The organism is Bacillus sp. CPT56D-587-MTF (genome assembly GCF_058792335.1).
In genome coordinates this window covers 851,034-876,862 of the sequence record NZ_JBYTEF010000001.1, presented here as the reverse complement: position 1 = coordinate 876,862, position 25,829 = coordinate 851,034, and the positions used below count along the sequence as shown (strand labels likewise).

26 protein-coding genes, 3 pseudogenes and 1 other annotated feature are annotated in these 25,829 nt (G+C 36.5%); of the genes and pseudogenes, 8 read left to right on the top strand and 21 right to left on the bottom strand.

Annotation, left to right across the window (positions count from 1 at the left end):
• Window positions 1-28: 28 nt before the first annotated feature.
• From AC3WVZ_RS04565 to AC3WVZ_RS04545, 5 genes and pseudogenes are all read right to left on the bottom strand, one after another.
• Window positions 29-964, bottom strand: coding sequence for an ABC transporter ATP-binding protein (locus tag AC3WVZ_RS04565; RefSeq protein WP_000166348.1), 936 nt, complete (start codon window positions 962-964; stop codon window positions 29-31).
• The gene (locus AC3WVZ_RS04560) at window positions 957-2,000 is read right to left on the bottom strand and encodes an ABC transporter ATP-binding protein (RefSeq protein WP_233936086.1); all 1,044 of its coding nucleotides are present in this window, start codon (window positions 1,998-2,000) and stop codon (window positions 957-959) included. The genes AC3WVZ_RS04565 and AC3WVZ_RS04560 overlap by 8 nt, the downstream gene beginning before the upstream one ends.
• Window positions 2,001-2,018: 18 nt before the next feature.
• The gene (gene opp3C / locus AC3WVZ_RS04555; RefSeq protein WP_000974106.1) at window positions 2,019-3,035 is read right to left on the bottom strand and encodes an oligopeptide ABC transporter permease; all 1,017 of its coding nucleotides are present in this window, start codon (window positions 3,033-3,035) and stop codon (window positions 2,019-2,021) included.
• Window positions 3,032-3,961: an oligopeptide ABC transporter permease gene (gene opp3b / locus AC3WVZ_RS04550; RefSeq protein ID WP_000534167.1), complete on the bottom strand. Its 930-nt coding sequence runs from the start codon at window positions 3,959-3,961 to the stop codon at window positions 3,032-3,034. The genes opp3C and opp3b overlap by 4 nt, the downstream gene beginning before the upstream one ends.
• A 126-nt stretch (window positions 3,962-4,087) precedes the next feature.
• Window positions 4,088-5,743, bottom strand: a pseudogene (locus AC3WVZ_RS04545) (peptide ABC transporter substrate-binding protein).
• A 319-nt stretch (window positions 5,744-6,062) separates the two neighbouring features.
• On the opposite strand from AC3WVZ_RS04545, the gene AC3WVZ_RS04540 reads away from it, so the two are divergent.
• Complete coding sequence (locus tag AC3WVZ_RS04540; protein WP_233936084.1) at window positions 6,063-6,443, top strand: DUF3899 domain-containing protein; 381 nt, start codon at window positions 6,063-6,065, stop codon at window positions 6,441-6,443.
• A 105-nt stretch (window positions 6,444-6,548) separates the two neighbouring features.
• Window positions 6,549-6,765 (top strand) — a binding site (T-box leader).
• Window positions 6,766-6,841: 76 nt separating this feature from the next.
• The gene (trpS, locus tag AC3WVZ_RS04535) at window positions 6,842-7,831 is read left to right on the top strand and encodes a tryptophan--tRNA ligase (protein ID WP_000110982.1); all 990 of its coding nucleotides are present in this window, start codon (window positions 6,842-6,844) and stop codon (window positions 7,829-7,831) included.
• Window positions 7,832-8,067: 236 nt separating this feature from the next.
• Here the strand turns inward: trpS and AC3WVZ_RS04530 are convergent, their stop codons facing one another.
• The 7 genes from AC3WVZ_RS04530 to AC3WVZ_RS04500 form a co-directional block, all read right to left on the bottom strand.
• Window positions 8,068-8,814: a YjbA family protein gene (locus tag AC3WVZ_RS04530; RefSeq protein ID WP_000966127.1), complete on the bottom strand. Its 747-nt coding sequence runs from the start codon at window positions 8,812-8,814 to the stop codon at window positions 8,068-8,070.
• Between the two features lie 143 nt (window positions 8,815-8,957).
• A complete protein-coding gene (locus AC3WVZ_RS04525) occupies window positions 8,958-9,746 on the bottom strand; it encodes a DUF2268 domain-containing putative Zn-dependent protease (protein WP_000513277.1) in 789 nt (262 codons plus the stop codon).
• Window positions 9,747-9,852: 106 nt separating this feature from the next.
• Window positions 9,853-11,091: a beta-ketoacyl-ACP synthase II gene (gene fabF / locus AC3WVZ_RS04520; RefSeq protein ID WP_233936082.1), complete on the bottom strand. Its 1,239-nt coding sequence runs from the start codon at window positions 11,089-11,091 to the stop codon at window positions 9,853-9,855.
• 31 nt (window positions 11,092-11,122) lie between these two features.
• Window positions 11,123-12,055 carry a beta-ketoacyl-ACP synthase III gene (gene fabH, locus AC3WVZ_RS04515; RefSeq protein ID WP_001100547.1) on the bottom strand — a complete coding sequence of 311 codons (933 nt, stop codon included), beginning with the start codon at window positions 12,053-12,055 and terminating at the stop codon, window positions 11,123-11,125.
• Between the two features lie 388 nt (window positions 12,056-12,443).
• The gene (locus AC3WVZ_RS04510; RefSeq protein ID WP_001986215.1) at window positions 12,444-12,620 is read right to left on the bottom strand and encodes a ComZ family protein; all 177 of its coding nucleotides are present in this window, start codon (window positions 12,618-12,620) and stop codon (window positions 12,444-12,446) included.
• Window positions 12,621-12,674: 54 nt separating this feature from the next.
• On the bottom strand, window positions 12,675-13,547 hold the full coding sequence (locus AC3WVZ_RS04505; protein WP_002164601.1) for an NAD-dependent epimerase/dehydratase family protein: 873 nt from the start codon (window positions 13,545-13,547) through the stop codon (window positions 12,675-12,677).
• A 29-nt stretch (window positions 13,548-13,576) separates the two neighbouring features.
• Complete coding sequence (locus AC3WVZ_RS04500) at window positions 13,577-14,311, bottom strand: lipase family protein (RefSeq protein ID WP_000028712.1); 735 nt, start codon at window positions 14,309-14,311, stop codon at window positions 13,577-13,579.
• A gap of 156 nt (window positions 14,312-14,467) precedes the next feature.
• Here AC3WVZ_RS04500 and AC3WVZ_RS04495 point away from each other — a divergent pair, with 156 nt between their 5' ends.
• Window positions 14,468-14,650 carry a YjzD family protein gene (locus AC3WVZ_RS04495; RefSeq protein WP_001211116.1) on the top strand — a complete coding sequence of 61 codons (183 nt, stop codon included), beginning with the start codon at window positions 14,468-14,470 and terminating at the stop codon, window positions 14,648-14,650.
• A 38-nt stretch (window positions 14,651-14,688) separates the two neighbouring features.
• On the opposite strand, the gene clpB is transcribed toward AC3WVZ_RS04495, so the two are convergent.
• Together clpB and AC3WVZ_RS04485 are read right to left on the bottom strand one after the other, a co-directional pair.
• Complete coding sequence (gene clpB / locus AC3WVZ_RS04490) at window positions 14,689-17,289, bottom strand: ATP-dependent chaperone ClpB (protein ID WP_233936080.1); 2,601 nt, start codon at window positions 17,287-17,289, stop codon at window positions 14,689-14,691.
• A gap of 209 nt (window positions 17,290-17,498) precedes the next feature.
• Window positions 17,499-17,678 carry a YjzC family protein gene (locus AC3WVZ_RS04485; protein WP_000531421.1) on the bottom strand — a complete coding sequence of 60 codons (180 nt, stop codon included), beginning with the start codon at window positions 17,676-17,678 and terminating at the stop codon, window positions 17,499-17,501.
• Between the two features lie 491 nt (window positions 17,679-18,169).
• On the opposite strand from AC3WVZ_RS04485, the gene AC3WVZ_RS04480 reads away from it, so the two are divergent.
• The 3 genes from AC3WVZ_RS04480 to AC3WVZ_RS04470 all read left to right on the top strand — a co-directional run bounded on the left by AC3WVZ_RS04480 (window position 18,170) and on the right by AC3WVZ_RS04470 (window position 19,423).
• Window positions 18,170-18,979, top strand: coding sequence for a Cof-type HAD-IIB family hydrolase (locus AC3WVZ_RS04480; RefSeq protein ID WP_001041232.1), 810 nt, complete (start codon window positions 18,170-18,172; stop codon window positions 18,977-18,979).
• A gap of 105 nt (window positions 18,980-19,084) precedes the next feature.
• Window positions 19,085-19,225: a hypothetical protein gene (locus AC3WVZ_RS04475; protein ID WP_000516816.1), complete on the top strand. Its 141-nt coding sequence runs from the start codon at window positions 19,085-19,087 to the stop codon at window positions 19,223-19,225.
• The gene (locus AC3WVZ_RS04470; protein ID WP_000527407.1) at window positions 19,226-19,423 is read left to right on the top strand and encodes a DUF3813 domain-containing protein; all 198 of its coding nucleotides are present in this window, start codon (window positions 19,226-19,228) and stop codon (window positions 19,421-19,423) included.
• 25 nt (window positions 19,424-19,448) lie between these two features.
• On the opposite strand, the gene AC3WVZ_RS04465 is transcribed toward AC3WVZ_RS04470, so the two are convergent.
• Window positions 19,449-20,306: a YitT family protein gene (locus AC3WVZ_RS04465; RefSeq protein WP_000364431.1), complete on the bottom strand. Its 858-nt coding sequence runs from the start codon at window positions 20,304-20,306 to the stop codon at window positions 19,449-19,451.
• Between the two features lie 100 nt (window positions 20,307-20,406).
• On the opposite strand from AC3WVZ_RS04465, the gene AC3WVZ_RS04460 reads away from it, so the two are divergent.
• Complete coding sequence (locus AC3WVZ_RS04460; RefSeq protein ID WP_001120851.1) at window positions 20,407-20,538, top strand: DUF3941 domain-containing protein; 132 nt, start codon at window positions 20,407-20,409, stop codon at window positions 20,536-20,538.
• A gap of 128 nt (window positions 20,539-20,666) precedes the next feature.
• Complete coding sequence (gene prsA, locus AC3WVZ_RS04455) at window positions 20,667-21,524, top strand: peptidylprolyl isomerase PrsA (protein WP_025687955.1); 858 nt, start codon at window positions 20,667-20,669, stop codon at window positions 21,522-21,524.
• A gap of 39 nt (window positions 21,525-21,563) precedes the next feature.
• On the opposite strand, the gene AC3WVZ_RS04450 is transcribed toward prsA, so the two are convergent.
• The 6 genes and pseudogenes from AC3WVZ_RS04450 to AC3WVZ_RS04425 all read right to left on the bottom strand — a co-directional run.
• Entirely contained in the window at window positions 21,564-21,827 is a 264-nt protein-coding gene (locus AC3WVZ_RS04450) for a hypothetical protein (RefSeq protein WP_053565029.1), read from the bottom strand.
• Between the two features lie 384 nt (window positions 21,828-22,211).
• Window positions 22,212-23,081, bottom strand: a complete 870-nt coding sequence (locus tag AC3WVZ_RS04445) for an RHS repeat domain-containing protein (RefSeq protein ID WP_492226180.1) — start codon at window positions 23,079-23,081, stop codon at window positions 22,212-22,214.
• A gap of 431 nt (window positions 23,082-23,512) precedes the next feature.
• Window positions 23,513-24,220, bottom strand: a pseudogene (locus AC3WVZ_RS04440) (RHS repeat-associated core domain-containing protein); the annotation flags it as partial.
• A 232-nt stretch (window positions 24,221-24,452) separates the two neighbouring features.
• Window positions 24,453-24,695 carry a hypothetical protein gene (locus tag AC3WVZ_RS04435; RefSeq protein WP_233936077.1) on the bottom strand — a complete coding sequence of 81 codons (243 nt, stop codon included), beginning with the start codon at window positions 24,693-24,695 and terminating at the stop codon, window positions 24,453-24,455.
• Window positions 24,696-24,704: 9 nt separating this feature from the next.
• Complete coding sequence (locus AC3WVZ_RS04430) at window positions 24,705-25,490, bottom strand: RHS repeat-associated core domain-containing protein (protein WP_233936553.1); 786 nt, start codon at window positions 25,488-25,490, stop codon at window positions 24,705-24,707.
• Between the two features lie 20 nt (window positions 25,491-25,510).
• Window positions 25,511-25,709 (bottom strand): annotated as a pseudogene (locus AC3WVZ_RS04425) (ribonuclease E inhibitor RraB); the annotation flags it as partial.
• Between the last annotated feature and the right edge of the window lie 120 nt (window positions 25,710-25,829).

Sequence of the window (25,829 nt, the reverse complement as noted above, 5' to 3'; positions counted from 1 at the left end):
TTCCATAACAGAAGAATGGCTCTTTTTCTTATTGATAAATCTCTTTATATTTCTTGTACTCCGCTTCCGAACATAGTACGAAATGTCCCGGGCGAATTTCACGCATTGTTGGTGCTTCACTACCATAATTATGCTGTGATGGATCATATACGATACGTTTACGATTGCGCTCATAATCTGGATCTGGAAGTGGAATCGCTGATAATAGTGATTTCGTATATGGATGAATTGGATTCGCATATAATTCATCACTTGTTGTTAACTCAACGATTTGGCCACGGTACATTACACCAATACGATCACTAATGTATTTTACCATTGATAAATCATGGGCGATGAATAAGTATGTTAAACCTTTTTCTTTTTGTAACTTTTTCAGTAAGTTTACAACTTGCGCCTGAATCGATACGTCAAGTGCTGAGATCGGCTCATCGGCAATGATAAATTCTGGGTCTACAGCAAGCGCTCGAGCGATACCGATACGCTGACGTTGTCCACCTGAGAATTCGTGTGGGAAACGGTTTGCGTGCTCTTTATTTAAACCAACTGTGTTTAATAGTTCATGAACACGGTCCATGCGCTCTTTTTTACTTTTCGCTAATCCGTGAATATCAATACCTTCTGCGATAATATCCCCTACTGTCATACGAGGATTTAATGATGCGTATGGATCTTGGAAAATCATTTGCATTTTACGGTTGAATTTCTTCAGTTCTGCGCGTGATTTCTTACCATGTACGTTTTCACCATCGAACAATACTTCACCAGCAGTTGCATCATATAAACGAATAATCGTTCTTCCAGTTGTCGATTTACCACAACCTGATTCTCCTACAAGACCAAATGTTTCTCCGCGGTAAATATCAAATGAAATATCATTAACCGCTTTGACAACACCACCACTCACGTCGAAGTGCTGCTTTACATTTTTTACTTCAATTAATTTCTCACGTTGTTTAGTCATGTTGTTCACCTGCTTTCATTTGAAGAATGCGTTTTTCAACGACTGTTGGCGGTTTTACTTCTGGAGCTTGCTCGTGAAGTAACCAAGTTGCCGCATAGTGCGTATCACTTACTTTAAATAAAGGTGGGTCCATTTCAAAATCAATTTTCAGTGCCTGTGGGTTACGTGGTGCAAAAGCATCTCCCTTTGGCGGCTTCAATAAATCTGGAGGCGTTCCAGGGATTGCATATAACTCTTCTTCTGAACCATCTAAACTTGGCATAGATGCGATTAAACCCCAAGTATATGGATGTTTCGGATTGTAGAAAATTTCATCTACAGTTCCAATTTCAACAACTTTACCAGCGTACATAACTGCCACTCGGTCCGCAACGTTTGCTACTACACCTAAGTCATGCGTAATGAAAATGATTGCTGCTTCTGTTTTTTGCTGAATGTCTTTCATAAGTTCTAAAATTTGCGCCTGAATCGTAACGTCTAGCGCTGTTGTCGGCTCATCGGCAATTAATAATTTCGGGTTACAAGCTAACGCCATCGCAATAACTACACGCTGTCTCATACCACCTGAGAATTGGTGAGGATATTGTTTTAAACGAGCTTCTGGATTTGGAATACCTACAAGGTCAATTAATTCTAAAGCAACTTTACGTGCATCTGCTTTACTCATCCCTTGGTGTTTAATTAGACCTTCCATAATTTGATTTCCAATTGTCATCGTTGGGTTTAATGATGTCATTGGATCTTGGAAAATCATCGCGATATCTTTACCGCGTACTTGCTGCATTTCTTTTTCTGTTAATTTCGTTAAGTCACGACCTTCAAATACGATTTCACCATTTTTAATGCGTCCAGGAGGATTCGGAATTAATCCCATTAACGCTTTAGAAGTAACTGATTTCCCTGAACCAGATTCTCCTACAATCGCCAATGTTTCTCCTTTTTTCAAATCAAAAGTAACGCCGCGTACAGCTTGTACTTCACCTGCATGTGTATCAAAGGAGACTTGTAAATCTTTTACCTCTAACAATGTTTTCATCTTTGCCTCTCCCCTCTTTTACTTACGCATTTTTGGATCTAACGCGTCGCGTAATCCGTCTGCCATTAAGTTAAACGCTAAAATTAATATACTGATGACAACCGCAGGAATGAACATCATATGCGGATACGTTTGAATAGATTTATAACCATCATTTACAAGAGAACCTAGTGACGCAAATGGCGGCTGAATTCCTAAACCGATGAAACTTAAGAACGCTTCACCAAACACCGCTGATGGAATTGTAAACATTGTCATTACGATAATAGGTCCCATTACGTTTGGAATTAAATGTTTCACAATTAATTGTGTATTTGTTGCACCTAATGTACGAGATGCTAATACATATTCTTGGTTTTTTAACTTTAAGATTTGTCCACGAACAATACGCGACATCCCTATCCAACCTGTAATCGCCATCGCGAGTGTAATTGACCAAATACCAGATCCCATAATGATTACCATTAAAATAACGATGATTAAGTATGGAATACCGTTAATAATCTCCATAATACGTTGCATAATGTTATCTACTCTACCGCCGTAGAATGCTGAAATACCTCCGTATGCAACCCCAATTACTAAGTCAATTGCTGCTGCTAAAAGAGCGATATATAATGATACGCGTGTACCTTCCCATGTTCTTGTCCATAAGTCACGGCCAAGATCATCTGTACCAAACCAGAAGTACTCTTTAATATCACGTTTTTCATATTGGTCAACACCATATTGATCTGTACCGTCAAATGGTAACCAATGAACATTTTCAATAACTGGAATTTTTGGTGGCAATTTCGCTCGACCTAAATCTTGCTCTTTATACGAGTGTTTACTTACCATCGGTCCAAAAATCGCTAATAGTGCAATGATAACTAATAATACAAGGCCAAGCATCGCACCTTTATGTTGGAATAAACGTCTTCTTACATCTTGCCAAAACGTTAGGCTTGGACGGGCAATGACTTCATTATCAACATTATTTTGATTGGCTTGTTGAAATAAATCTGGAGATAATTTTTGTACATCTTTCATCATTTTTTCCCTCCCGCTAAACGAATACGAGGATCAATAATTCCGTATAAAATATCGACAATGAAAATAACTAAAATGAAGATTGCACTATAGAAAATCGTAGTTCCCATAATAACTGTATAGTCATTTAAAGTAATCGATTTAACGAATTGTTCCCCAAGTCCTGGTACAGCATAAATTTGCTCGATAACAAGTGTTCCTGTAATTAATGCCGCAACCATTGGTCCTAAAATTGTTACAACTGGAATTAACGCATTACGAAGTGCATGTTTGACAATAATAACGCCTTGGCTAATTCCTTTCGCTTTCGCTGTTAAAATGTAATCGGCTTGCATAACTTCAATTAATTCTGCACGAGAGAAACGTGCGATTGTTGCGATAACTCCCATCGATAATGCAATTGTAGGCATTACAGTAAACTCTGGTCCTTTCCAGAATGCTACTGGGAACCAGCCAAGTTTTACCCCTACGAAATATTGCAGTAATGCGGCGAATACGAATGATGGTACCGACATTCCGAGTACCGAAATAACTGTTGCACTATAATCTACCCACGTATTATTACGAAGTGCGGCAACAATACCTAAAATTAAACCGATAAATGTTCCTAATATAATCGCTTGTAAACCTAATTGGGCTGATGGTCCAATACGATCCACAATCATGTCTGTTACTGGGCGGTTATCATATTGGAATGATACCCCTAAATCACCTTTTGCTAGGTTACCTAAGTAACGTGCGTATTGAACTGGTACCGGATCATTCAATCCGTATTTTTCAAGAATGATTTCTTTTTGTGCCGGTGATAGCTTCTCCTGGTTTTTAAGCGGAGAACCCGGAAGTAATTTCATCAAAAAGAAAGTCAGTGTAGTAATTAAAAATAATGTCAAAGCCATGTACACGAAACGTTTTAATACATAACGTCCCATATCAAGCACCTCCCCGTTTTTCTCAAAAGCAATAAGATAGTTTAAAATATTCTTACTTTTATTTTTTTAAAATAAGAGCATATGCCCATCATAGGCATATACCCTTGTAAACGATGGAAAAAAAGATTATTTTTGTTCAACAGATGCCCATTTGTAAGTTAATTTACCACCATAGTTAATTGGGATAATATCTTTTACGGCACCTTTTACTACATACGCTGAACCTTTTTGGAAGATTGGAGTGATAACTGCATCCTCTTTAATTAACATCTTCTCTACTTCTAGAAGGTTGTCCCAGCGAGCTTGTAAATCTTTTGTATCTGTTTTAGCTTTTAGGATTAACTCATCATATTTCTGATTAGAATACCCTGTTTTATTTTGAGAACCATTCGTAACAAACATATCTAAATATGAGATTGGATCTGGGAAATCTGGTCCCCAAATACCAAACGCAATATCATATTGCTGAGAATCTTCTAATTTATTTTTTTGTGCGAATGGTTGCTGTTTAATTTTAATTGATAAACCTGGTAAGTTCTTTTCCATCTCACCTTTTAAGAATTCCCCAACTTTTTTAGCATCTTCATTATCAAAGTTTAAGAATTCTAGTTCGATTTTATCAGTTCCAAGCTCTTTCTTCGCTGTTTCCCAAAGCTTTTTCGCTTCTTTTGGATTTGTTTCAACTAGCTTTCCATTTTCAGCTCGGAAATCTTTTTTATTCGGACCTTCAGCGAAATCTTTTCCAACAAATCCGTAAGCTCCAATTGCACCGTTATTTAAAATAACTTTTGCAATGTTATCACGGTCAAAGGACATTGAAATTGCTTTTCTTAAGTTTTTATTACTTAAGTACTGATTACTTTGATTAAATCTTAAGTAAGCAACCCCTGCTTCTTTTCTTGTTTGGAACTCTGGGCTTTTTCTAAACTTATCAACAAATTCAGACGTTAAAGCCGCTCAATCAATCGCGTTTGTCTCATATAAATTTACATCAGTTGCTGTATTTTTTACAATATTAAAGTTGATTTCTTCGATTTTAACCGTTTTATTATCCCAATATGAAGGATTCTTCTTGAATTGGAAACTTTGTTCATGTTTCCAATCACTCATAACGAATGGACCGTTATATAATGTTGTATTTGCCTCTAAACCAAATTTATCCCCTTGTGCTTTTACAAAGTTTTCATTTAGTGGGTAAAATACTGGATAAACTGTTAAATCGATAAAGTAAGGAACGGGATTGTCTAATTCTACTTCTAATGTATAATCATCAATCGCTTTTACACCTAATTGGTCAGCAGGTAATTCTTTTTTATGAATTTTCTCTGCATTTTTAATATCGAACATAATGTACGAATACGTTGCTTTTGTATCTGGATTTACTGCTCTTTTCCATGAATACACAAAATCTTTAGCTGTTACAGGTTCCCCATTCGACCATTTCGCATCTTTTCTTAATTTAAATATGTATTTCTTCCCATCATCTAGCTTTTCGACATCTTCTGCAACTCCAGGCATTCTCTTTTGATCTTTGCCAATACGATATAAACCTTCCATCGTATTATTTAATGCTGTAGAAGATGAAGAATCAGATGCCCATGATGCATCCATTGACGGAATTTCAGATAACTCTGTTAAATTAAGAATCTGTTTTCCGTTACTACTACTCGTAGCGTTCTCTTTCCCTTTTGCTTTTGCGTCATCTTTTTGGTAGCTACACGCGCTAAGCAACATACTTGCAGTTAAAGTTGATGCAAGTAATAACGGTATCTTTTTCTTCATGTTGTGTTGCCTCCCCTAATTGCACTTCCTGTACCCTCACTTGTTAAAAAGTAGAATTGAAAGAATAATCTCCAAGTTTCTACAATTTTCATTATACATATAATATAACAATTGTGAATATAGTTTTTTGTTTTTTTGTTAAAATTTTTAATAAAATATTTATATTTTTAATTTTTCGTAAAGGGATACATTAACATTGCTACCATCATCTTAAAATCAGACCTTTAATTGCGTATAATTTTCAAAAAATTAATCCTAGTACTTATTATAGCTTTTATAGTATAATAATTCTAGTAATATTTTGACGGAGGGGAATATTTTGAATAAAGTTTTTTTTCATACTTATATACTAATTTTTATAGCGATGATTGCTTCTAGTATTGGTGCATTCCTCATTTCATCTCAATTTTTGTTGAACTTTGTCAACATTTTGTTTTATATTGCACTGTTTTTTATTCTTATCGGCGGTTTTTTATACATATTTCAAAATGGTTTTTTCAATGTAACCATTTACGCATTCCAAAGAGTATTTGGTACGAACAAAAAGATTGACTCTTTAATTGAAGAAGTCGAGGAACCTACAGATAAGAAAGAACGTATTTATAAAACATATTCATTCAAATGGACATATCCAATTTGTATTACAGGTATCTTCCTTGGGTTGTTCTCGACACTCATTAGCTTTACTATTTTGATGTAGTTTGCAAACACTATCCCATATGATATAATAATCAGCAAAACATTTTGTTATAAAACTTTAGTTCTTTCATATTAAAAGAGCTCAAGTAACAATAAATAAATTTATATGTATGCGATGATAAAGAAGAGTACATATTGAGGCAATTTCAGAGAGCTTGTGGTTGGTGTGAACAAGTAATTGTACAGTATGGAATGGGCTTTTGAGCACCAAACCGAACCGAAAGTAGTAGGCTTTGGCGTTATATCCAAACGTTATTATGGATTAGAGAGATTTCACAGTAGTGAAATAATTAGGGTGGTACCACGGTCCATTCGTCCCTATAGTTTTTGGGATGAATGGGCTTTTTTGTTTGCCTTCTCTTCCCCACATCACGCATTCTATTTTAGGAGGAATTACTTATGTCAGTTATCTTTTCTGGTATTCAACCAAGTGGAACGATTACACTTGGAAACTATTTAGGAGCAATGAAGCAGTTTACAGAGCTTCAAAATGAACACGACTGTTATTTCTGTATTGTAAACCAACATGCGATTACAGTACCTCAAGATCCCGTCGGGCTTCGTAAAAACATCCGCAGTCTTGCTGCACTTTATGTAGCATGCGGCATCGATCCTGAAAAAGCTACTTTATTTGTACAATCAGAAGTACCAGCACACGCTCAACTAGGATGGATCATGCAATCTGTTGCTTACGTTGGAGAATTAGAACGTATGACGCAATATAAAGATAAAGCTTCTGGTAGAGATTCAGTTCCAGCTGGATTACTTACGTATCCACCATTAATGGCTGCTGATATTTTACTTTACAACACTGAAATCGTGCCGGTTGGTGATGACCAAAAGCAACATATCGAATTAACACGTGACTTAGCAGAGCGTTTCAACAAACGTTACCGCGAAATCTTCACAATGCCTGAAATTCGCATTCCAAAAGTAGGAGCTCGCGTTATGTCATTAACAGAGCCTACGAAAAAAATGAGTAAATCTGATCCGAATCCAAAATCAATGATTAGTATGCTTGATGAGCCAAAAACAATTGAAAAGAAAATTAAGAGTGCTGTAACTGACTCTGAAGGTATTGTGAAATTTGATAAGGAAAACAAACCTGGTATCTCTAATTTATTAACAATCTACTCTTCATTCTCTGGAAAAACAGTTGAAGAAATCGAAGCAATGTACGAAGGAAAAGGATACGGCGACTTCAAAGGCGACCTAGCGCAAGTAGTCGTAGAAGCTATTCGTCCAATCCAAGACAAATATAACGAACTAATCAACTCACCAGAACTAGACGAAATCCTAGACAAAGGTGCAGAAAAAGCAAACCGCGTTGCATTCAAACAACTACGCAAAGTAGAAAACGCAATGGGACTAAGCAGAAAACGTAGGTAACATATAAAGCGGAGGCAGCTCGTTCAGCTCTGACTGGATAAGGTTCTTTCGCATAGAAGACGCTTTTTGTCTTCTTATGCGGAAGGTTCTTAGACACGAAGAGCTCGCTGCCGGAGCTGGATTTCTACAAAAAGCGGAGGCGGCTCGTTTAGAATGTGAAGGCGCGAAGCCACCGAACATTCTTGCCGCTGGAACTAGATTTCTACAAAATTAAAAAACCGCCAATTGGCGGTTTTTTAATTTACCTTTTGCTCATTTTCCATTTCCCATAACTTTTCAAAAAATGGCTGTCCTTTTACGAGACGCTCGCATAATTGTTCGTGCTTATCAGACCAGCCTGTTTTCGCTTCATCATACAGCTTAGCCCAAATATCTTCAAATTCCATATGTTGAACCATTCCATATGCTGATGGATCCCACTCTGTGAACCAATAGCGAATTTCTGCTGTGTTTTTCGTTGTATGTAATTGATCTAACGCCATAAATAATAATTGTTTTAGCTGTCTTTCTTTACGAGTCAAGCCATTCATAATGAAAGGCGATGGTGATAAAATATGATGTTCTTTTTCTGTTTCTTCTACTTGGAACTCATACTTTTCTGCTTGTACGTTTTCTACCATCTCATATACCATCTGCTCTTGACGTGGTATAAGTCTACTTTTGCGAATTGGTACATTGTAACCAATTGTGTCAATCGCAATAATTCCTTTTCCATCTGTAACAACAAAGCAATACTCTTGCTGCAAACGTTCATGATTTTTACGAATATAAGCCTTATGATGTACGTCTTCCAGCATTTTTTGCGGAAGCTCTAACAATTCGTTCTCGATGTAATGATATAATGTGGCATCTACTTTTAATAATGGCACTTGATCTAATAGCTCAATCGTATCATCTTTCCGCCATTCGTAAAAATGACAAACGTTATACCCATTCTCTTCACCTTCAAACCAATTTACCCATACATCATGTAGATATAACATTCACTACCCCTCACTTCACTACTGTTTGTACCAATCATTATGTTCATTTTTGCTTAACTTTATTCCACTTGAGGAAATATATTCTAATTATTATTTTTTCTTCTATTAATACTAAAAAAACAGGAAATAGAATTCCTGTTTTTTTATATATGAAATGTATTTGCTTTATTCAATATTTCTTTTGCATCTATAGATAATAAAGAAAGTGTATCTTCTCCTTCCAAAGTTACACAATCTTTGACAATATGAAATCCGAGCGCATAGCCAAGCATCTTCGGATAAGAGTGAAAGCCATTTAATAAGATGTCATGTTCCCTCGTTCCTCGTTTTATACTTATTCTTTCATGTACAACATTTTTCCAATAATAAACAGCCTCTTCTTTTGAAAGATACGCCGTCCACGGTGCATTGTTTTTTTCTGTATACCTTTCTGTTACTGCTTGTTCCGCTAGCCCTTCCATAATCATCGTATCAAGTAATGTATATTCTGTTTCTTTCGTCTCAATTTGATGTAACCTGCATATGTGATGATATTCATGCGCCAATAACACTTTTAATTCTTCTACCGAATTCCGCCCACATACGAATAAGAAAATAACATGACGCATAGATAATCCAGCCCTACCGTTATACTCTTCTTGTACAGTTCGATTATAGGAATCTGATAATAAAATAAAGACAGGGACATCTGGACCTTTTAACCAATTTTTCAGTTTATCATACTCCAGGCTCAATTCTTTCCAAATTTCCTTTTCCTCTAATTCTTTAATTTCCTTTTCTCCGCGCATGATCGGGCGATACATCCCTTTTGAAATTAAAAAGCGATACAACCTTTCTTTTGGCAACGGAATATACTTCGTAAATTTCTCACAAAGTTTTTCTGGCCGTCCATAATATAAATGTAGCCATTCAGCTGTTTCAACAATCCCCATCTTTATCCCTCCTTTTTCTTATGTATATGCTACAGGAGAAAAAGGCGTAAAAATAAATAAGGAGTTTTTTCGCAATCTATTGCGAAAAAACTCCTTATTTCATCGATTATTTATACGATTTAAATACTAACACTGCGTTATGACCACCGAATCCTAATGAGTTACTTAATACTGCATTTACTTCTTGGTGTCTCGCTTGATTTGGTACGTAATCTAAGTCACATTCTGAATCTGGTGTCTCATAGTTAATTGTTGGAGGAATTACTCCGTCTGTAATTGATTTAATAGAGAAAATCGCTTCAACAGCACCAGCTGCTCCTAATAAGTGACCTGTCATTGATTTGGTTGAGCTAATCGCTACTTTATACGCGTGCTCGCCGAAAGTTTCTTTAATTGCCATCGTTTCATATTTTTCATTCGCATCAGTACTTGTACCGTGCGCATTAATGTAATCAATATCTTCTGGCTGTAGGCCTGCATCAGCTAAAGCTTGACGCATTGCACGCACTCCGCCTTCCCCACCAGGAGCAGGCATTGTAATATGGAACGCATCTCCAGTTGCACCATAACCAGCAATTTCCGCGTAAATGTGAGCACCGCGTGCTAATGCGTGCTCTAATTCTTCAAGAATTAGAATACCTGAACCTTCACCCATTACGAAACCGCTACGGTTTTTATCAAATGGACGGCAAGCCGTTGCTGGGTCTTCATTAAATGTTAATGCTTTCGCTGAGCTAAATCCTGCGAATGCCATACTTGTTAGCGGTGCTTCTGCTCCGCCTGTAATCATTGCATCAGCATCACCACGCTGAATTGCTTTAAATGCATCACCAATTGAGTTTGCACCAGATGCACAAGCCGTTACAGAACAAGTGTTAATTCCTTTTGCTCCTGTTGCGATTGATACTTGACCTGCTGCCATATCTGGAATCATCATCGGCACGAAGAATGGGCTCACGCGGCGTGGGCCTTTCTCAGTAAAAATCTTAAATTGTTCTTCGTATGTTTCCATACCGCCAATACCAGATCCAATCCATACACCAATTCGAGGTCCGTTTTCTTCTGTAATTTCAAGCTTTGCATCTGCAACTGCCATTTTCGCTGCTGCTACTGCATATTGTGTAAAGCGATCCATACGGCGCGCTTCTTTTTTATCAATATATTTCTCGACTTCAAAGTCGTTAATTTCCGCTGCTACTTTTGCTGGAAATAGTTCTGGATCAATTCTTGTAAGTCGCCCGATTCCAGATACACCCTTTTTAATGTTTTCCCACGCTGTTTCAACATCTGTTCCGACCGGTGTAACAGCTCCTAGTCCTGTAATTACGACCCTCTTTTTTTCCATACAAAATACACTCCTTTTTTTCTCTCAGTCCTTATTTACCCCAACGAAGAGCGACTGCTCCCCATGTTAATCCGCCGCCAAAACCAACAAGTATAATTAAATCACCGTCTTGAATACGTCCGTTTTGCAATTCCTCTACCATTGCAATCGGAATTGAAGAAGCTGATGTATTACCGAACTTCTCAATCGTCATACTCATTTTTTCTTGTGGTAAATTTAACCTCTCTCTTGCAGATTCCATAATACGAATGTTTGCTTGATGCGGTACTAAGAAATCCACATCTTCTTTCGTAAGACCAGCTTTATCTAAAACGCGAAGACAAGAATCACCAAGTTGACGAACGGCAAATTTAAACACTTCTCTGCCATTCATCATAACATACTCGTCTTGATAAAGGTGCTTGCCGCCACTTCCGTCTGCTCCTAATTCAAAAGATAGAACGCCTTTACCTTCTGAAACAGCTCCCATTACGACAGCACCGGCTCCGTCTCCAAATAGTACTGCTGTATTTCGATCGTTCCAGTCTACAATTTTAGATAGTTTATCACTACCAACTACTAATACATTTTTATACGTTCCTGTTTGAATAAATTGCTGCGCTGTAATCATTCCGTACATAAAACCAGCACATGCTGCACTTAAATCCATTGCGGCTGCATGTTTCGCTCCTATTGCTTCTTGAATTACACAAGCAACTGCTGGAAAAGCACGATCTGGTGTTACTGTTGCTACTAAAATAAGATCGATATCCTCTCCGCTAATTCCTGCATCTTCAAGTGCTTTTTTAGAAGCCTCTACGGCCATATATGAAGTATCTATTGTATCATCGGCAATGCGTCTTTCTGCAATTCCCGTTCTCGTACGAATCCATTCATCGGATGTTTCCATTATTTTCTCTAAATCGTGATTTGTGACTACTTTTTCCGGCACATATCTTCCGATCCCTAAAATGCCCACGTTCACATCGCAGCCCTCCGTTTTATATCAATTATTATGACTTGGTACTAATTTTAAAACATAAATGTATTTTTGTCTAGAATATATTTCGCATAAAACAGAAAGCTAACGCATTATTCACGTTATTTTTCATTAAAAGAAACGGAAACATACCTCTCAAATATAAAAAGACTCAAACCGCTTCTATTTACAGTTCGATCCTCTCTTTCATCTAAAAAGATGCTTTTTATTCTTTATCTGCTTTCCTTCTAAACTAGAGAGTTCTCCTCACTACTTTTCCTTTATCCTCTTCATATCTCTGGTTTCCCCCCAGGCGAGAATAAAAAAGGCCCTGACCGCTTCTATCCACGGTTCGGGCCTCTCTTCCATCTTAAAAAGATGCTTTTTATTCTTTTTATTCTTTATCTGCTTTCCCGAGCTCATAGGCCTCGTTCATAACTTTCATTAACAACTCTAACACCGGCTGTGCCTTCTCCATATCAAGTGCAATTCCATTATCATCTAAAATTGCCTTTGCTTCCGGTAAATGCTTCATTGCGATTTGTAAAAACTGCATGCTTTTTTCGTTCATATTATGCTCTTCCTCTCCATTAAAACTTTCACATACAATAGTGTAACACGCGTACTACCCTTCGTATAACTCTTTATATTTTTTCATGTGTGCCAGTTGCTTATTTAAACCGTATTCTAACGGAGTATTTCTTTTTATTGAAATTACCTCGATAGCCTCATCTCTTACTTCGTTATTATTTTTATTTACTTTATCATCCGCGCGTAAAAGATTCATACCTTTTTCCCATAATGACTGTTTACCACTAAGTAAATTGTATATACCAAGATGCGCCCCGTTCGTTCCATTTTCCCATAAGTATTCACATACATCTTCAACGTAAAGTAAATCATTCCCCTTTTCCTCAATCGTACAACGGCACTCTTTTTCACCTAATTCTGATAAAATAAGCTGATGAAACATCATAAAGGACGGTTGCCACGGTCCATATAATGTTGGAACTCGAAATACACTATATTGTAAATTCCCTTTTTTCAATCCTTCTTCTACTTTCAAAAATAGTCGCTTATTTTCGGATTCATCTGTACTGCCTACTTCAATAGAAGAAATTAAATTTAACTTCACTTTTTGTTCTTCACACATTCTTATAATTCGCTTTAAATATTGTAATATGACTCTTTCATTCCGAAATCCACTTTGCTGATTTGGCTCATATAAGCAAAAGTAAACAGTATCGAATCTCTCTTCCTCAACCGATCTCCATCCATCTTCATCTCTTATCGAATAATACGTAAATAATGCATTTCGCCCAATTAATAATAACTTCTCTTCATTAATTTTCGTCATACTATCGAATTCATCAAAATCAAGACCATATACTTCCACTTCTTCTGCAATCATTTTATTTACAAGGTGATAACCTACAAACGTAAGTGCACCTACAATTAGCACGCGTTCCATACCACCAACCCTTTCCCTCTGAAACAAATAGCTCCTCATTTATGTATATGGGAGCTTCATAATTCTTCTTCATATTTTTTAAAGAAATCGGTCGTTTGCCTAACCATTTTATATTTCACATCTTGCAGATGGAACAAGACAGAAGTATCACATTGATTTAGTTGCCTCATTTTCTCATATCTACGCAACTGCTGTTTTCTTCCTCTTTTTTCTTGTGTTGATACGAAAATTTTAACAGGTACACAAGATGGAAGAAGCGTAAATGATTTCTTATTTATTTTTGATTCTAATTCTTCTTCTTTGGCATCATACGCCAAACTTAATTCCTTCACGAGTCTCTTGTAAAAAAACTTATGCTCTTTCTCAAACTCCACATATTCTGGTAAATCTAAACACGGATTTAACATAATGACAGAGCGTATACACTCAGGGTATTTGTTCATCATTTCGAGTGCTACAAGTGCTCCCATACCATCTGCCATAATGTGCATTTTCGCATTCAATGTCTCTTTTCTCAACACAACGTCATATAAACGTTTCGCTAGACGAACAGATTGGTCGTTTCCCCAATGTCTTCCGTATAAATTAGAAGAAAAGACTGTGTAGCCTTGCTCAATAAGGCCATGTAAAAAATAAGATCTACCCGCATGCTGTGTCCATAAACTTGTACCATTCTCAATAAAGTAGTTATAATCACCGAGGAGCATAACAGAAAATCCATTTGGCTTCTCCGGTAAATAAATGACACATGGTTCTTTTTCTAAGTAAAAAAAACGTTCCGTAATACTCATTTTTCCCCCGCCTTATTTTCTAAACATATAAAACCACTCTTTTATAATGTATGAACGGAATGCAAATTTGCGTTGAAAAATCTACAAATATTTTTCTATATTCTTTTTTCAATTGTGTTACAATAAGGACAGATTGAACGAATAGAGGTGTAAAATATGCGTTTCATTTGGGCATTAATTTGGTCGTTCTTACTTGTACATATGATGAGCTATGTAATCGGCTCTATGACTGGCGGTACATACGACTTTAACCAAGCGTCTATTTTCTCAGTTGTTCTTGCTGTGTTAGTACTAGCAATTTCAGCTGCAATTCCAAACGAGCCAGTAGAACAACACTAAAAAAAGAGTCCGGATTTTATCCGAACTCTTTTTTATTTTTATTTCACATGAACGACTAACTCGTTATTTTCTACATCAACAACTACGTGACTATTATCAGTAATTGTTCCTGCAATTAATTCTCGTGCTAATTTCGTTTCCACTTGACGCTGTACGTATCGTTTTAATGGACGAGCTCCGTACATTGGGTCGAAACCTGCTTCCACAACAAATTCTTTTGCTGCATCTGTTAATTCTACTGTAATGTGACGGTCAGCTAGACGACCTTGTAGTTCTTTTACAATTTTATCAACAATGCCTTTAATTTCATTCGTTGTAAGAGGTTTGAATAAAATAATTTCATCCACACGGTTTAAAAATTCAGGGCGGAAATGTCCTCTTAATTGCCCCATTACAAGGTCTCTTGATTCCTCTTTAATGGAACCATCTTCTTCTAATCCATCTAGTAAATGAGCAGATCCAATATTTGAAGTCATAATAATAACTGTATTTTTAAAGTCCACTGTACGGCCCTGTGAATCTGTAATGCGTCCATCATCTAACATTTGTAATAAAATGTTGAATACTTCTGGATGTGCTTTTTCAATTTCATCTAATAAAACAACGGAATATGGTTTACGTCTTACCGCTTCTGTTAATTGACCGCCTTCTTCATATCCTACATATCCAGGAGGTGCACCAATTAAGCGAGACACGGCGTGTTTTTCCATATACTCAGACATGTCAATGCGAATCATTTGCTCTTCACTATCGAATAAAGACTGGGCTAACGTTTTTGCAAGTTCTGTTTTACCAACACCTGTTGGTCCTAAGAAGATGAAAGAACCAATCGGGCGGTTCGGATCTTTAATACCAGCGCGAGCACGAAGAACTGCGTCTGACACTAAGCTTACTGCTTCCTCTTGTCCGATGACACGCTCTGATAAGATTTGCTCTAAGCGTAATAATTTCTCGCGTTCACCTTCCACGAGTTTCGCAACAGGAATACCAGTCCAGCGTGAAACAATATCTGCAATTTCTTCTTCACTTACTTCCTCACGTAATAAACGATTTTCTTGTTTATTATGCGCGCCCATTTCTTCCGCTTCTTTTAACTCTTTTTCAATTGCGGGAATTTTCCCGTGACGAAGTTCGGCTGCTTTATTTAAATCGTAATTGCCTTCTGCTTCTTCTAATTCACGACGCAAACGTTCTAAATGTTCACGTAAGTCACGAACTTTGTGAATGTCTTCTTTTTCTTTCTCCCATTTCGCTCTCATGCCACTTGCAACTTCTTTTAAATCCGATAATTCACGTTGCAATGTTTTTAGACGCTCTTGGCTACCACGATCCGTTTCTTTCCCAAGAGCCGCTTCTTCAATTTCCAGCTGCATAATGCGGCGCGTTACTTCATCTAATTCTGTTGGCATAGAATCAATTTCTGTACGAATTGTTGCACACGCTTCATCAACAAGGTCAATTGCTTTATCAGGTAAGAAGCGATCTGAAATATATCGATCTGATAAAACTGACGCTGCTACAATCGCACGGTCATGAATATTTACACCGTGATAAATTTCAAAGCGTTCTTTTAATCCACGTAAAATTGAAATTGTATCTTCAACAGTTGGTTCTTCTGCTAATACTTGTTGGAAACGTCTTTCTAGCGCTGGATCTTTCTCAATATATTTGCGATATTCATCGAGCGTCGTCGCCCCGATACAATGCAGTTCACCGCGCGCAAGCATCGGTTTTAACATATTTCCTGCATCCATGGCTCCCTCTGTTTTACCAGCTCCAACTATTGTATGAAGTTCATCAATGAATAATAAAATGCGTCCTTCACTCTTTTTAATTTCATTTAATACAGCTTGCAGACGCTCTTCGAACTCACCACGGAATTTCGCACCAGCTACGAGTGCACTCATATCTAACGCAAAAATCGTTCTATCTTTCAATCCTTCAGGTACATCCTTTTTCACGATACGCTGTGCTAGCCCTTCAACGATTGCTGTTTTACCAACACCTGGCTCCCCAATTAAAACAGGATTGTTTTTCGTTTTACGTGAAAGAATACGGATTACACGTCGTATTTCACTATCACGGCCGATTACAGGATCAATTTTCCCTGCTCTCACTTCCGCCACTAAATCACGGCCATATTTTTCTAACGCTTCATAAGTTGCTTCTGGATTTTGACTCGTCACTCTTTGATTCCCCCGAACTGTCATTAAAGACTGTAATAAGTTATCTTTCGTAATATGCAATCTTGTAAATAATCGATTTATATCGCCTTTTTCTTCAGAAAAAGCAAGCAATACATGTTCTACTGAAATGTAATCATCCTGCAGTTTTTCTGCTTCTTTTCCTGCTCTTACAAGAAGTTGTTGCAGAGCGCTCGTTACATACAATTTTCCAACTTCTGCACCGCTCCCCGTTACAGAAGGTTTCTTTTTAATTAAACTTTCAGCACCTTGCTTTAATGCTTCTATATCAACATTCATTTTTTGAAATATACGTACTGCTAATCCATCTTGCTCTTCTAATAATGCAAGTAATAGATGAACAGTATCCACCTCTTGGTGATGATGAGATACCGCTAAAGATTGGGCACTCATAATCGCCTCTTGTGTTTTTGTTGTCATTTGATTTAAGTCCATCTTTACAGCCCTCCAAAAGTTTGACTTTCTTTGACCTTTGATTTGATTATACGCCAACTGACTTTTTTATACAATAATTTTGCCTATGTATTTTCAAACTTATTATTTGAAAAAGAAAAAGAGAGCATTCATTATACTGCTAAAAAATACGGTAAATGAAATTACAATGTGTAACGACAAAAAAGCCGCAATAATGATTGCGGCTTCTGTTACGGTTTTCTTTTATATGTCCACTGGCGGTTATGATTCGTGTTATCCGGAAACTTTTCACCGGCAGTTAATTTCACCATTTGCGGATCTTTCACCATACTTCCCGTTTCACCAATTTCTACGTAAATGCCATCATTCGGCGCTTTTTGTCCAGAACGAAACCTGCGATTTTGTCCCATCTTCATTCTCCTTCCATGACGTCTTGCCTCATTAGTATATCCATTTTAAAAGAAAGCTTTTCTGTCATGTTTAGGAAACAGTACTACATCTCATTCTTGTACATATATATGAATGACACAAGCGTAAGCAGGGATTTCTTTCCTACCTGTAGAAAAAAAAAAGAAACCAACCTACTCTAGGCTAGTTTCAAAGGAGAGTCAAACATATACGAGAAGATTACATGTTCATTATATGCCTCATCACACGAGCAATGTAACCCTTTTCACAATTTGTACATAATGAAAGAAACATTGTTTGAACTTTCTAAAAAGATGTTGACTTTTCTTAATTTCCAACGATAAATAGTAGACACCACAGCACTTTGAGACGTAAGATGGATATATAGTGAAATTTCCATCTATGGTGATTTCACCGAGTCTAACCTCTTATTTCTGCATATTAAAAACGGAAATACAGATAGATACAAAAAATTATTATAAGAGGTGAAATTATGAACAAACAACATTTAATCGCATTAGACTTAGACGGCACTTTATTAACAGACAACAAAATAATTTCCACTCGAACGAAACATACAATTGCAAAAGCAAAAGAACAGGGACATATTGTCGTTATTTCAACAGGACGTCCATTCCGTGCTAGTTATGATTACTATAAAGAACTTGATCTTAACACACCTATCGTAAACTTTAACGGCGCTTACGTACATCATCCTCTTGATTCAAACTGGGGAACACATCACTCTCCTCTTGAGCTAGCAACAGCGCAAGAAATTGTCCGAGCTTGCTTTGATTTTGGCGTAAAAAATATATACGCGGAAGTAATGGACGATGTGTATGTTCGTGAAATTGATGAAGATAAAAAACATATTTTCGAATTCGGCTCTCCTAAGATTTTTACGGGAGACTTATTAAATATTTTAAACGATCATCCAACTTGCTTATTAATTGACGCACATGACGAGCATTCTACTGCAATTCGTCAACATTTAACCGATATGCATGCGGAAGTAATCGACCATAGAAAATGGGGCGCACCTTGGCCGATTATTGAAATTGTGAAAAGCGGATTAAATAAAGCAGTTGGATTACAAAAAATTTCTAGTCATTACAACATTCCACAAGAGCGCATTATCGCTTTCGGTGATGAAGATAATGATTTTGAAATGATTGAATTTGCTGGTCACGGCATCGCAATGGGAAATGCCATCCCTGAATTAAAATCACTCGCAAACCATACGACGTTAACGAACGAAGAAGATGGTATTGCTTTATATTTAGAAGAGGTTCTTGGGTTGTAATCTAAAAATTCCCTACTTATAGTTTCCTGCCAAATGTCCATACTATAAGTAGACGCATGAGACATTGCGTCGATTGTTTTCAGCTAAATAAAGGGGGTTTTTCGAATGGGTAAAAAGAACAAATCAAAACGTTTTATCCAACAAGGAGCCGATGCTGTTATGAAGCATGATGCAAGATTCCCGTACAGAGGTACATTAGCTGAGGCAGAAAAAGCAAGAAGTAACTCTTCTTTTGGAGGGGTTTAAATGGGGAACTTACTATTCCAACAAGCTAGAGATGCTGTTGAAAATGCCGTATCTTGTTCAAGCGGTACTGAGCAACAAGATCTGGTGTATAGAGCAAAAAATGCTTTGCAATCCGCTTACGCAAACTCTTCAACTGCTGAAAAAGTTCAGCTCCGTGAAATGCAAGAGCAATTGCAAAACATTACGAATTTACATTAAAAAAGAGGACCAACTTTGGTCCTCTTTAATCTTTCCGAAACAATCCGAACACCCCAACTGTTTGCAGTATATTTGTAAATGCACCTGGGTCCACTTGTTTAATAATCCTCTCTAATTCGTATAACTCATAACGAGTAATAACCATCATTAACATTTCTTTATTTTCATTCGTATAAGCACCTGTTGCTGGTATCGTTGTAATCCCTCTTACTAATCGCGAGTGAATCGCCTTTCTTACATCTGCCCCATTCTTCGTAACAATTAATGCTGTAATCTTTACATGACGAGTATGAATTGCATCAATAATTCTCGTTGATACATATAAAGTCACTAGCGTATATAACGCTTTTTCCCATCCATATACATAGCCAGCAGCGATAATGATAATTGCATTAAAAAAGAAAAAGTATGTACCGACAGGCTTATCTTTTATTTTTGATAAAATCATGGCGATAATATCTAATCCACCTGTAGAAGCACCCCACTTTAAAGCAATCCCTACTCCAATTGCCGAAATAATCCCGCCAAAAATCGCATTTAATATGATATCATTCGAAACCGCTCTAACAGGGATGATTTCTAGAAACAGAGTCATAAATATAACACAAAGAAAACTAAAAAAGGTGAAGGCCTTTCCAACCTTTTTCCACGCTAAAATAACGACAGGAATATTAAATAAGCTAAACAATACTCCCGTAGATATGTGAATCGATAAAAAATCACCTAATATTTGTGATAATAATTGAGACAATCCAGCAAAGCCGCTCGCATACACTTTTGCTGGCGTTAAAAATAAATTCATCCCAATCGCGTTTAATAAACCTGCGATGATTACAACGATTAACTTCTTTATAAGTTCAGTATAATTCAACTTCAAATCCATTTCGAATCCACCTTTACCCTTCATAAATGCACCGCTATACATAGTCTTTACGAAAAAGGAAATGATAAACGTACAACGTTTAGAAATGGAGTTGATACATATGCCACATACGAGTGATAACGACAAAAAAGCACGCGATAATAACGCAAAACGCACACAAAAAAATGAGCAAGAGCAAAAAAATATTCAGCAAGGTAAACGTGCATACTCTAAAAAGACCGATCACCTTTGATTCCATCGTACATCAACAATTATGTTGATGTACTTTTTTACATTTTAAAGGAAAAAACATTAAAAATTCACTTCATGTTCACTTCTATATTCTACAATAGCGATAACATATTCGGATGAGGTGTTGGCATGAGAGGGAAACATATTTTCATTATTACTGCACTAATAAGTATATTGATGCTATCTGCTTGCGGACAAAAGAATGGCTCAGCTACAGTCGCTACAGCAACAGACTCCACCATTACAAAGGATAACTTCGAAAAACAATTGAAAGATCGTTACGGAAAAGACATGCTATACGAAATGATGGCACAAGACGTCATCACAAAAAAATATAAAGTACCTGATGAAGAGGTAAATAAAGAAGTAGAAAAAGTAAAAAAACAATATGGAGATCAATTCAAAAAAGTATTAGAAAATTATGGTTTAAAAGATGAAGAGGATTTCAAAAATCAAATTAAGTTCAAACTTGCTATGAATGAAGCGATTAAGAAAAGCATTACAGAAAAAGATGTAAAAGACCACTATAAGCCAGAAATTAAAGCGAGTCACATTTTAGTAAGTGACGAAAATGAAGCGAAAGAAATAAAGAGTAAACTAGATGCTGGTGCTTCATTTGAAGAATTAGCAAAACAAGAATCACAAGATCTGCTATCAAAAGATAAAGGTGGAGACCTTGGATACTTCAATTCAGGTACAATGGCTCCTGAATTCGAAACCGCTGCCTACAAACTAAATGTTGGACAAATTAGCAATCCCGTAAAATCATCAAACGGTTATCACGTTATTAAATTAACTGATAAAAAAGATTTAAAACCTTACGATGAGGTAAAAAACTCTATTCGCAAAAACTTAGAGGAAGAACGTACTGCTGATCCTGTATTCAGCAAAAAATTGTTACAAGAGGAATTAAAAAAGGCAAATATTAAAATAAATGATAGTGATTTGAAAGATACATTTACTCTTGTTTCACCGCAAGGAAATTAAAAAAGCACAACCTTATCTTTTTACATAAGGTTGTGCTTTTTAATCTTCCATCAATATTCCCAACTTTTTCTTCAAGCTTTTGTAATGCCAATTGATGTGATCTAATTCTATCTCCACTTCAATTAGCGCATCTATTAAGTCTTCTTTAGACTGTTGTGAGTTCATAATATTTTCAAGCAATTTTTCAAAACTTTTACTACTCTCATATATATCATTTAAATCCACCGCTAATAGTTCACGTTCTTTTTCAGTGGATAATACGGAAAGTCGTTTTATTAATTTTTCTAGTACATTATCTTGCATTATCATAACTCCCTTTTCCTCATGGATTGCTTCTATTACCGTCATAGAAGAATAAGTAATTTTAAATAAAAAAATGTATCCCAAAATTAAACTAACTGTTTAAATTTTGAGATACACTGAATCAACTTTACTTTATTTTTCTTTTTCAAATATACTAGCTAAGAAGAAAATAATACCCAGAAAAATTACAATTAACGTGTTAATTGTGTAACCAAAGAACGACATATATGAAGTAAAACTTACTAGAATTGTATATATGAGACATACTACTAACACTATTACAGCTCGATAGTTTTTCCTTTTTAACATAAACACCGATGCAGCTATAATAAAAACAACATTATATATACCAATTATTATATGTGTCGTCTCCATTTTACTAATCTATCTCCTTCTTTTCTTAGAATTAGTTTTTTTCGGTCTATACTCCGTATACCCTTTTTTATATCCTTTATAATATCCATCTACATAAACTACCAAGTCCGGGATCAGCCCTATTCCCCCAACAGCTTTACTGCCAACAAAAAATGCTCCTTTAACCGCTGATTTCACTGTATTTTTTATGATTTGCTGTTTTGCAACACGCTGTCCAGGAGATAAGTTTGCAATTTTCTTTTTCGAGTTATTTTTAGATGTTTTCCATCCATAATTTGCCCCCACACCAAAAGTTAGCAACTTATTCATTACATTTCCAAACCCAACAAATCCTGCATAACTATCTCTTACCGCAATCAACCCAGACTTAACTCCCTTAACATGTGCATATGCTGTCCGATTATTATGATACGGCATCGGCGTCGTACCCCAAAAGCGATATGCCCAATGCCCATCCGGATCCACCATCATCACCGGATTATTATCACCATACGTATACCCATTCATTGTAATCGGATCGTCTTCATCACCCGGATCTGGATCCACCGATAAGAACACACCATGCTCTGGGTTATAGTATCTTGCAATCAAGTAATACATCCCAATTTCTTTATCATACATGTATCCCGCATATCCAAATGGATTGTCCGCTGCGATTCCTTTTGCTTCACTCTTTAAGACGTTCCCCCATGCATCGTATTCATAGCTTGCGACTATTTGTCCGTCCTTGTCGGTCATTGCTATTACGTCACCGCGCGGGTTGTAATGGTAGTATACCGATTGATCTTGTATTTTCATTGCTAGGCGGACGCCGTCTTTGTTGTAAACGTATTGTCGGAGGACTTTTCCGTTCCCGTCTGTTTCGTATAGCGGGTTAATGCTGTCACCGTCGTAGAAGTAACGGGTTACTTGTCCGTTTACGTTCTTTTCACCTTTTCTCGTTAAAGCAACAAGTTGATCTATCTCGTCCTATATAAGTAAGGACATAAAGTTATGTCCCTACTTACTATCATCGTACTTCCAATCAACTACACAATTTCTATTAATAAAAGAAATCACCTAGTTTTATAAAACACAAATGAGCAACAAACAGCCAGCGCAAAAAAGAATAAAATCAAAATTTTAATACCCCAACTTAAAAAGTTAAAATATGGAGTGAAGATTATAACTATTATATATACGAGCCATATTCCTGTAATAGTAAACGGAATGTATTCTCTTGATTTTAAGAACATTATTGACAAATATAAAATCCAACCTATCCCTATACTCCATGTAATAATTGCTCCACCTCCAATAAAAACCATCTCCTATCTTCTTTTTTTCTTCTTAGGCCTATAATTTATATAGGCTTTTTTATACTCTTTTTGATATTCATACAAGAAGATGCCTGCGTCCGCAGCAAACCCATATACTCCTACAGCTTTACTACCTCTTACTATAGCAGCCTTTATTGCTTGTTTACCTGCACCTTTCAACACACTTTGCATCCCTTTTCGATTTCCAACTTTTACTTGAGATGCCTTTACCTTTGATTTTGTTTTAGATTGTTTCCACCCTTTAGATGCTCCCGTTATAAATGGTCCCAATTTACTAACAAAATTCCCTCCACCCATAAGATTAAAACTATAGCTCTCTGCCCAACCTTTTATTCCGGCTCGTACTGCTCTATCATTGGCATAAGCCGTTCTCTTATCATAAACCCACAATTGTGTCGTTCCCCAAGGACGATATGCCCAATGCCCATCCGGATCCACCATCATCACCGGATTATTATCACCATACGTATACCCATTCATGGTAATTGGGTCATCTTCATCACCCGGATCAGGATCCACCGATAAGAACACACCATGCTCTGGGTTATAGTAACGCGCAATTAGATAATACATGCCAATTTCTTTATCATACATGTATCCCGCATATCCAAATGGATTGTCCGCTGCGATACCTTTTACGTCGCTCTTTAGTACGTTACCCCACGAATCATATTCATACGTTGCTACAACTTCTCTATTTGCATGATAAAAAGCAGCTAGGTATGCCCCCTCTAAATGACATAGTGGATTACATAAACTATCTAATGCTATTGAATGTAATCTAGCATCATTTCGACTCTCTAAACAACTACTCAAATTTCGTCCCAAATCAAAAATTGTAGTAGCAGGAAGGTGTTATTTTAAATAAAAAAGTGTATCCCAAAATTAAACTACCTGTTTAAATTTTGAGATACACTGAATCAACTTTACTTTATTTTTCTTTTTCAAACATACTAGCTAATATTCCACTAATCATCAAAGAGATCACTATTAATACATTCATTATATTACTAAAGAACGATCTATATGGAGTAAAGGTTGCTATGAATATATATATTAGACTCACTACTAACACCGTTACCACTTTATATTGTTTCTTTTTTAACATAATCGCTAATACAACTAAAATTAAAACAACATTATATACACCAATAAATATCTGTGTCATCTCCATATTACTAATCTACTTCCTCCTTTTCTTAGAATTAGTTTTTTTCGTTCTATACTCCGTATATCCTTTTTTATATCCTTTATAATATCCATCTACATAAACTACCAAGTCCGGGATAAGCCCTATTCCTCCAACAGCTTTACTACCAACAAAAAACGCTCCTTTAGCCGCTGATTTCACTGTATTTTTTATGATTTGCTGTTTTGCAACACGCTGTCCAGGAGATAAGTTTGCAATTTTCTTTTTTGAGTTATTTTTAGATGTTTTCCATCCAAAAGCCCAGCCGACACCAAAAGTAAATGCCTTATTCAATCCATTTCCCATTCCAACAAATCCTGCATAACTATCTCTTACCGCAACCAACCCAGACTTAACTCCCTTAACATGTGCATATGCTGTCCGATTATTATGATACGGCATCGGCGTCGTACCCCAAAAGCGATATGCCCAATGCCCATCCGGATCCACCATCATCACCGGATTATTATCACCATACGTATACCCATTCTGCGTCACTGGATCATCACTATCACCCGGATCTGGATCCACCGATAAGAACACACCATGGTCTGGGTTATAGTATCTCGCGATCAAGTAATACATACCAATCTCTTTATCATACATGTATCCCGCATATCCGAATGGGTTGTCTGCTGCGATTCCTTTTGCTTCGCTCTTTAAGACGTTACCCCATGTATCATATTCATACGTTGCTACAACTTCTTTATCCTGATTCGTCATCGTAACCGGATCATCTTCATCACCCGGATCCAGGATCCACCGATAAGAACACACCATGGTCTGGATTATAATAACGCGCAATCCCTATCTTCAAATTCTTCATTAAAACTAATTCACACTTTAAATCCAATGCTTGTAATCTGCCAATTACTTTTCCCTATTGTCTTGATCAGGAATTACAATAAAGAAATCCACTATGTGTGTTTTATTAAAGTCTATACCTTGTTTATATAACATATTTAATACTTGTCCATCTTCATATTTTAGGAATTTCATTATCATCCCCTCCTTGCTATCAATAAATACAAGCAGTCTTTAATAACTATACCCTTTTATTAGATTCATAGCCTTTGTAATAAATACCATAAGAAATCATTTTATCAAACCCTCCACCAA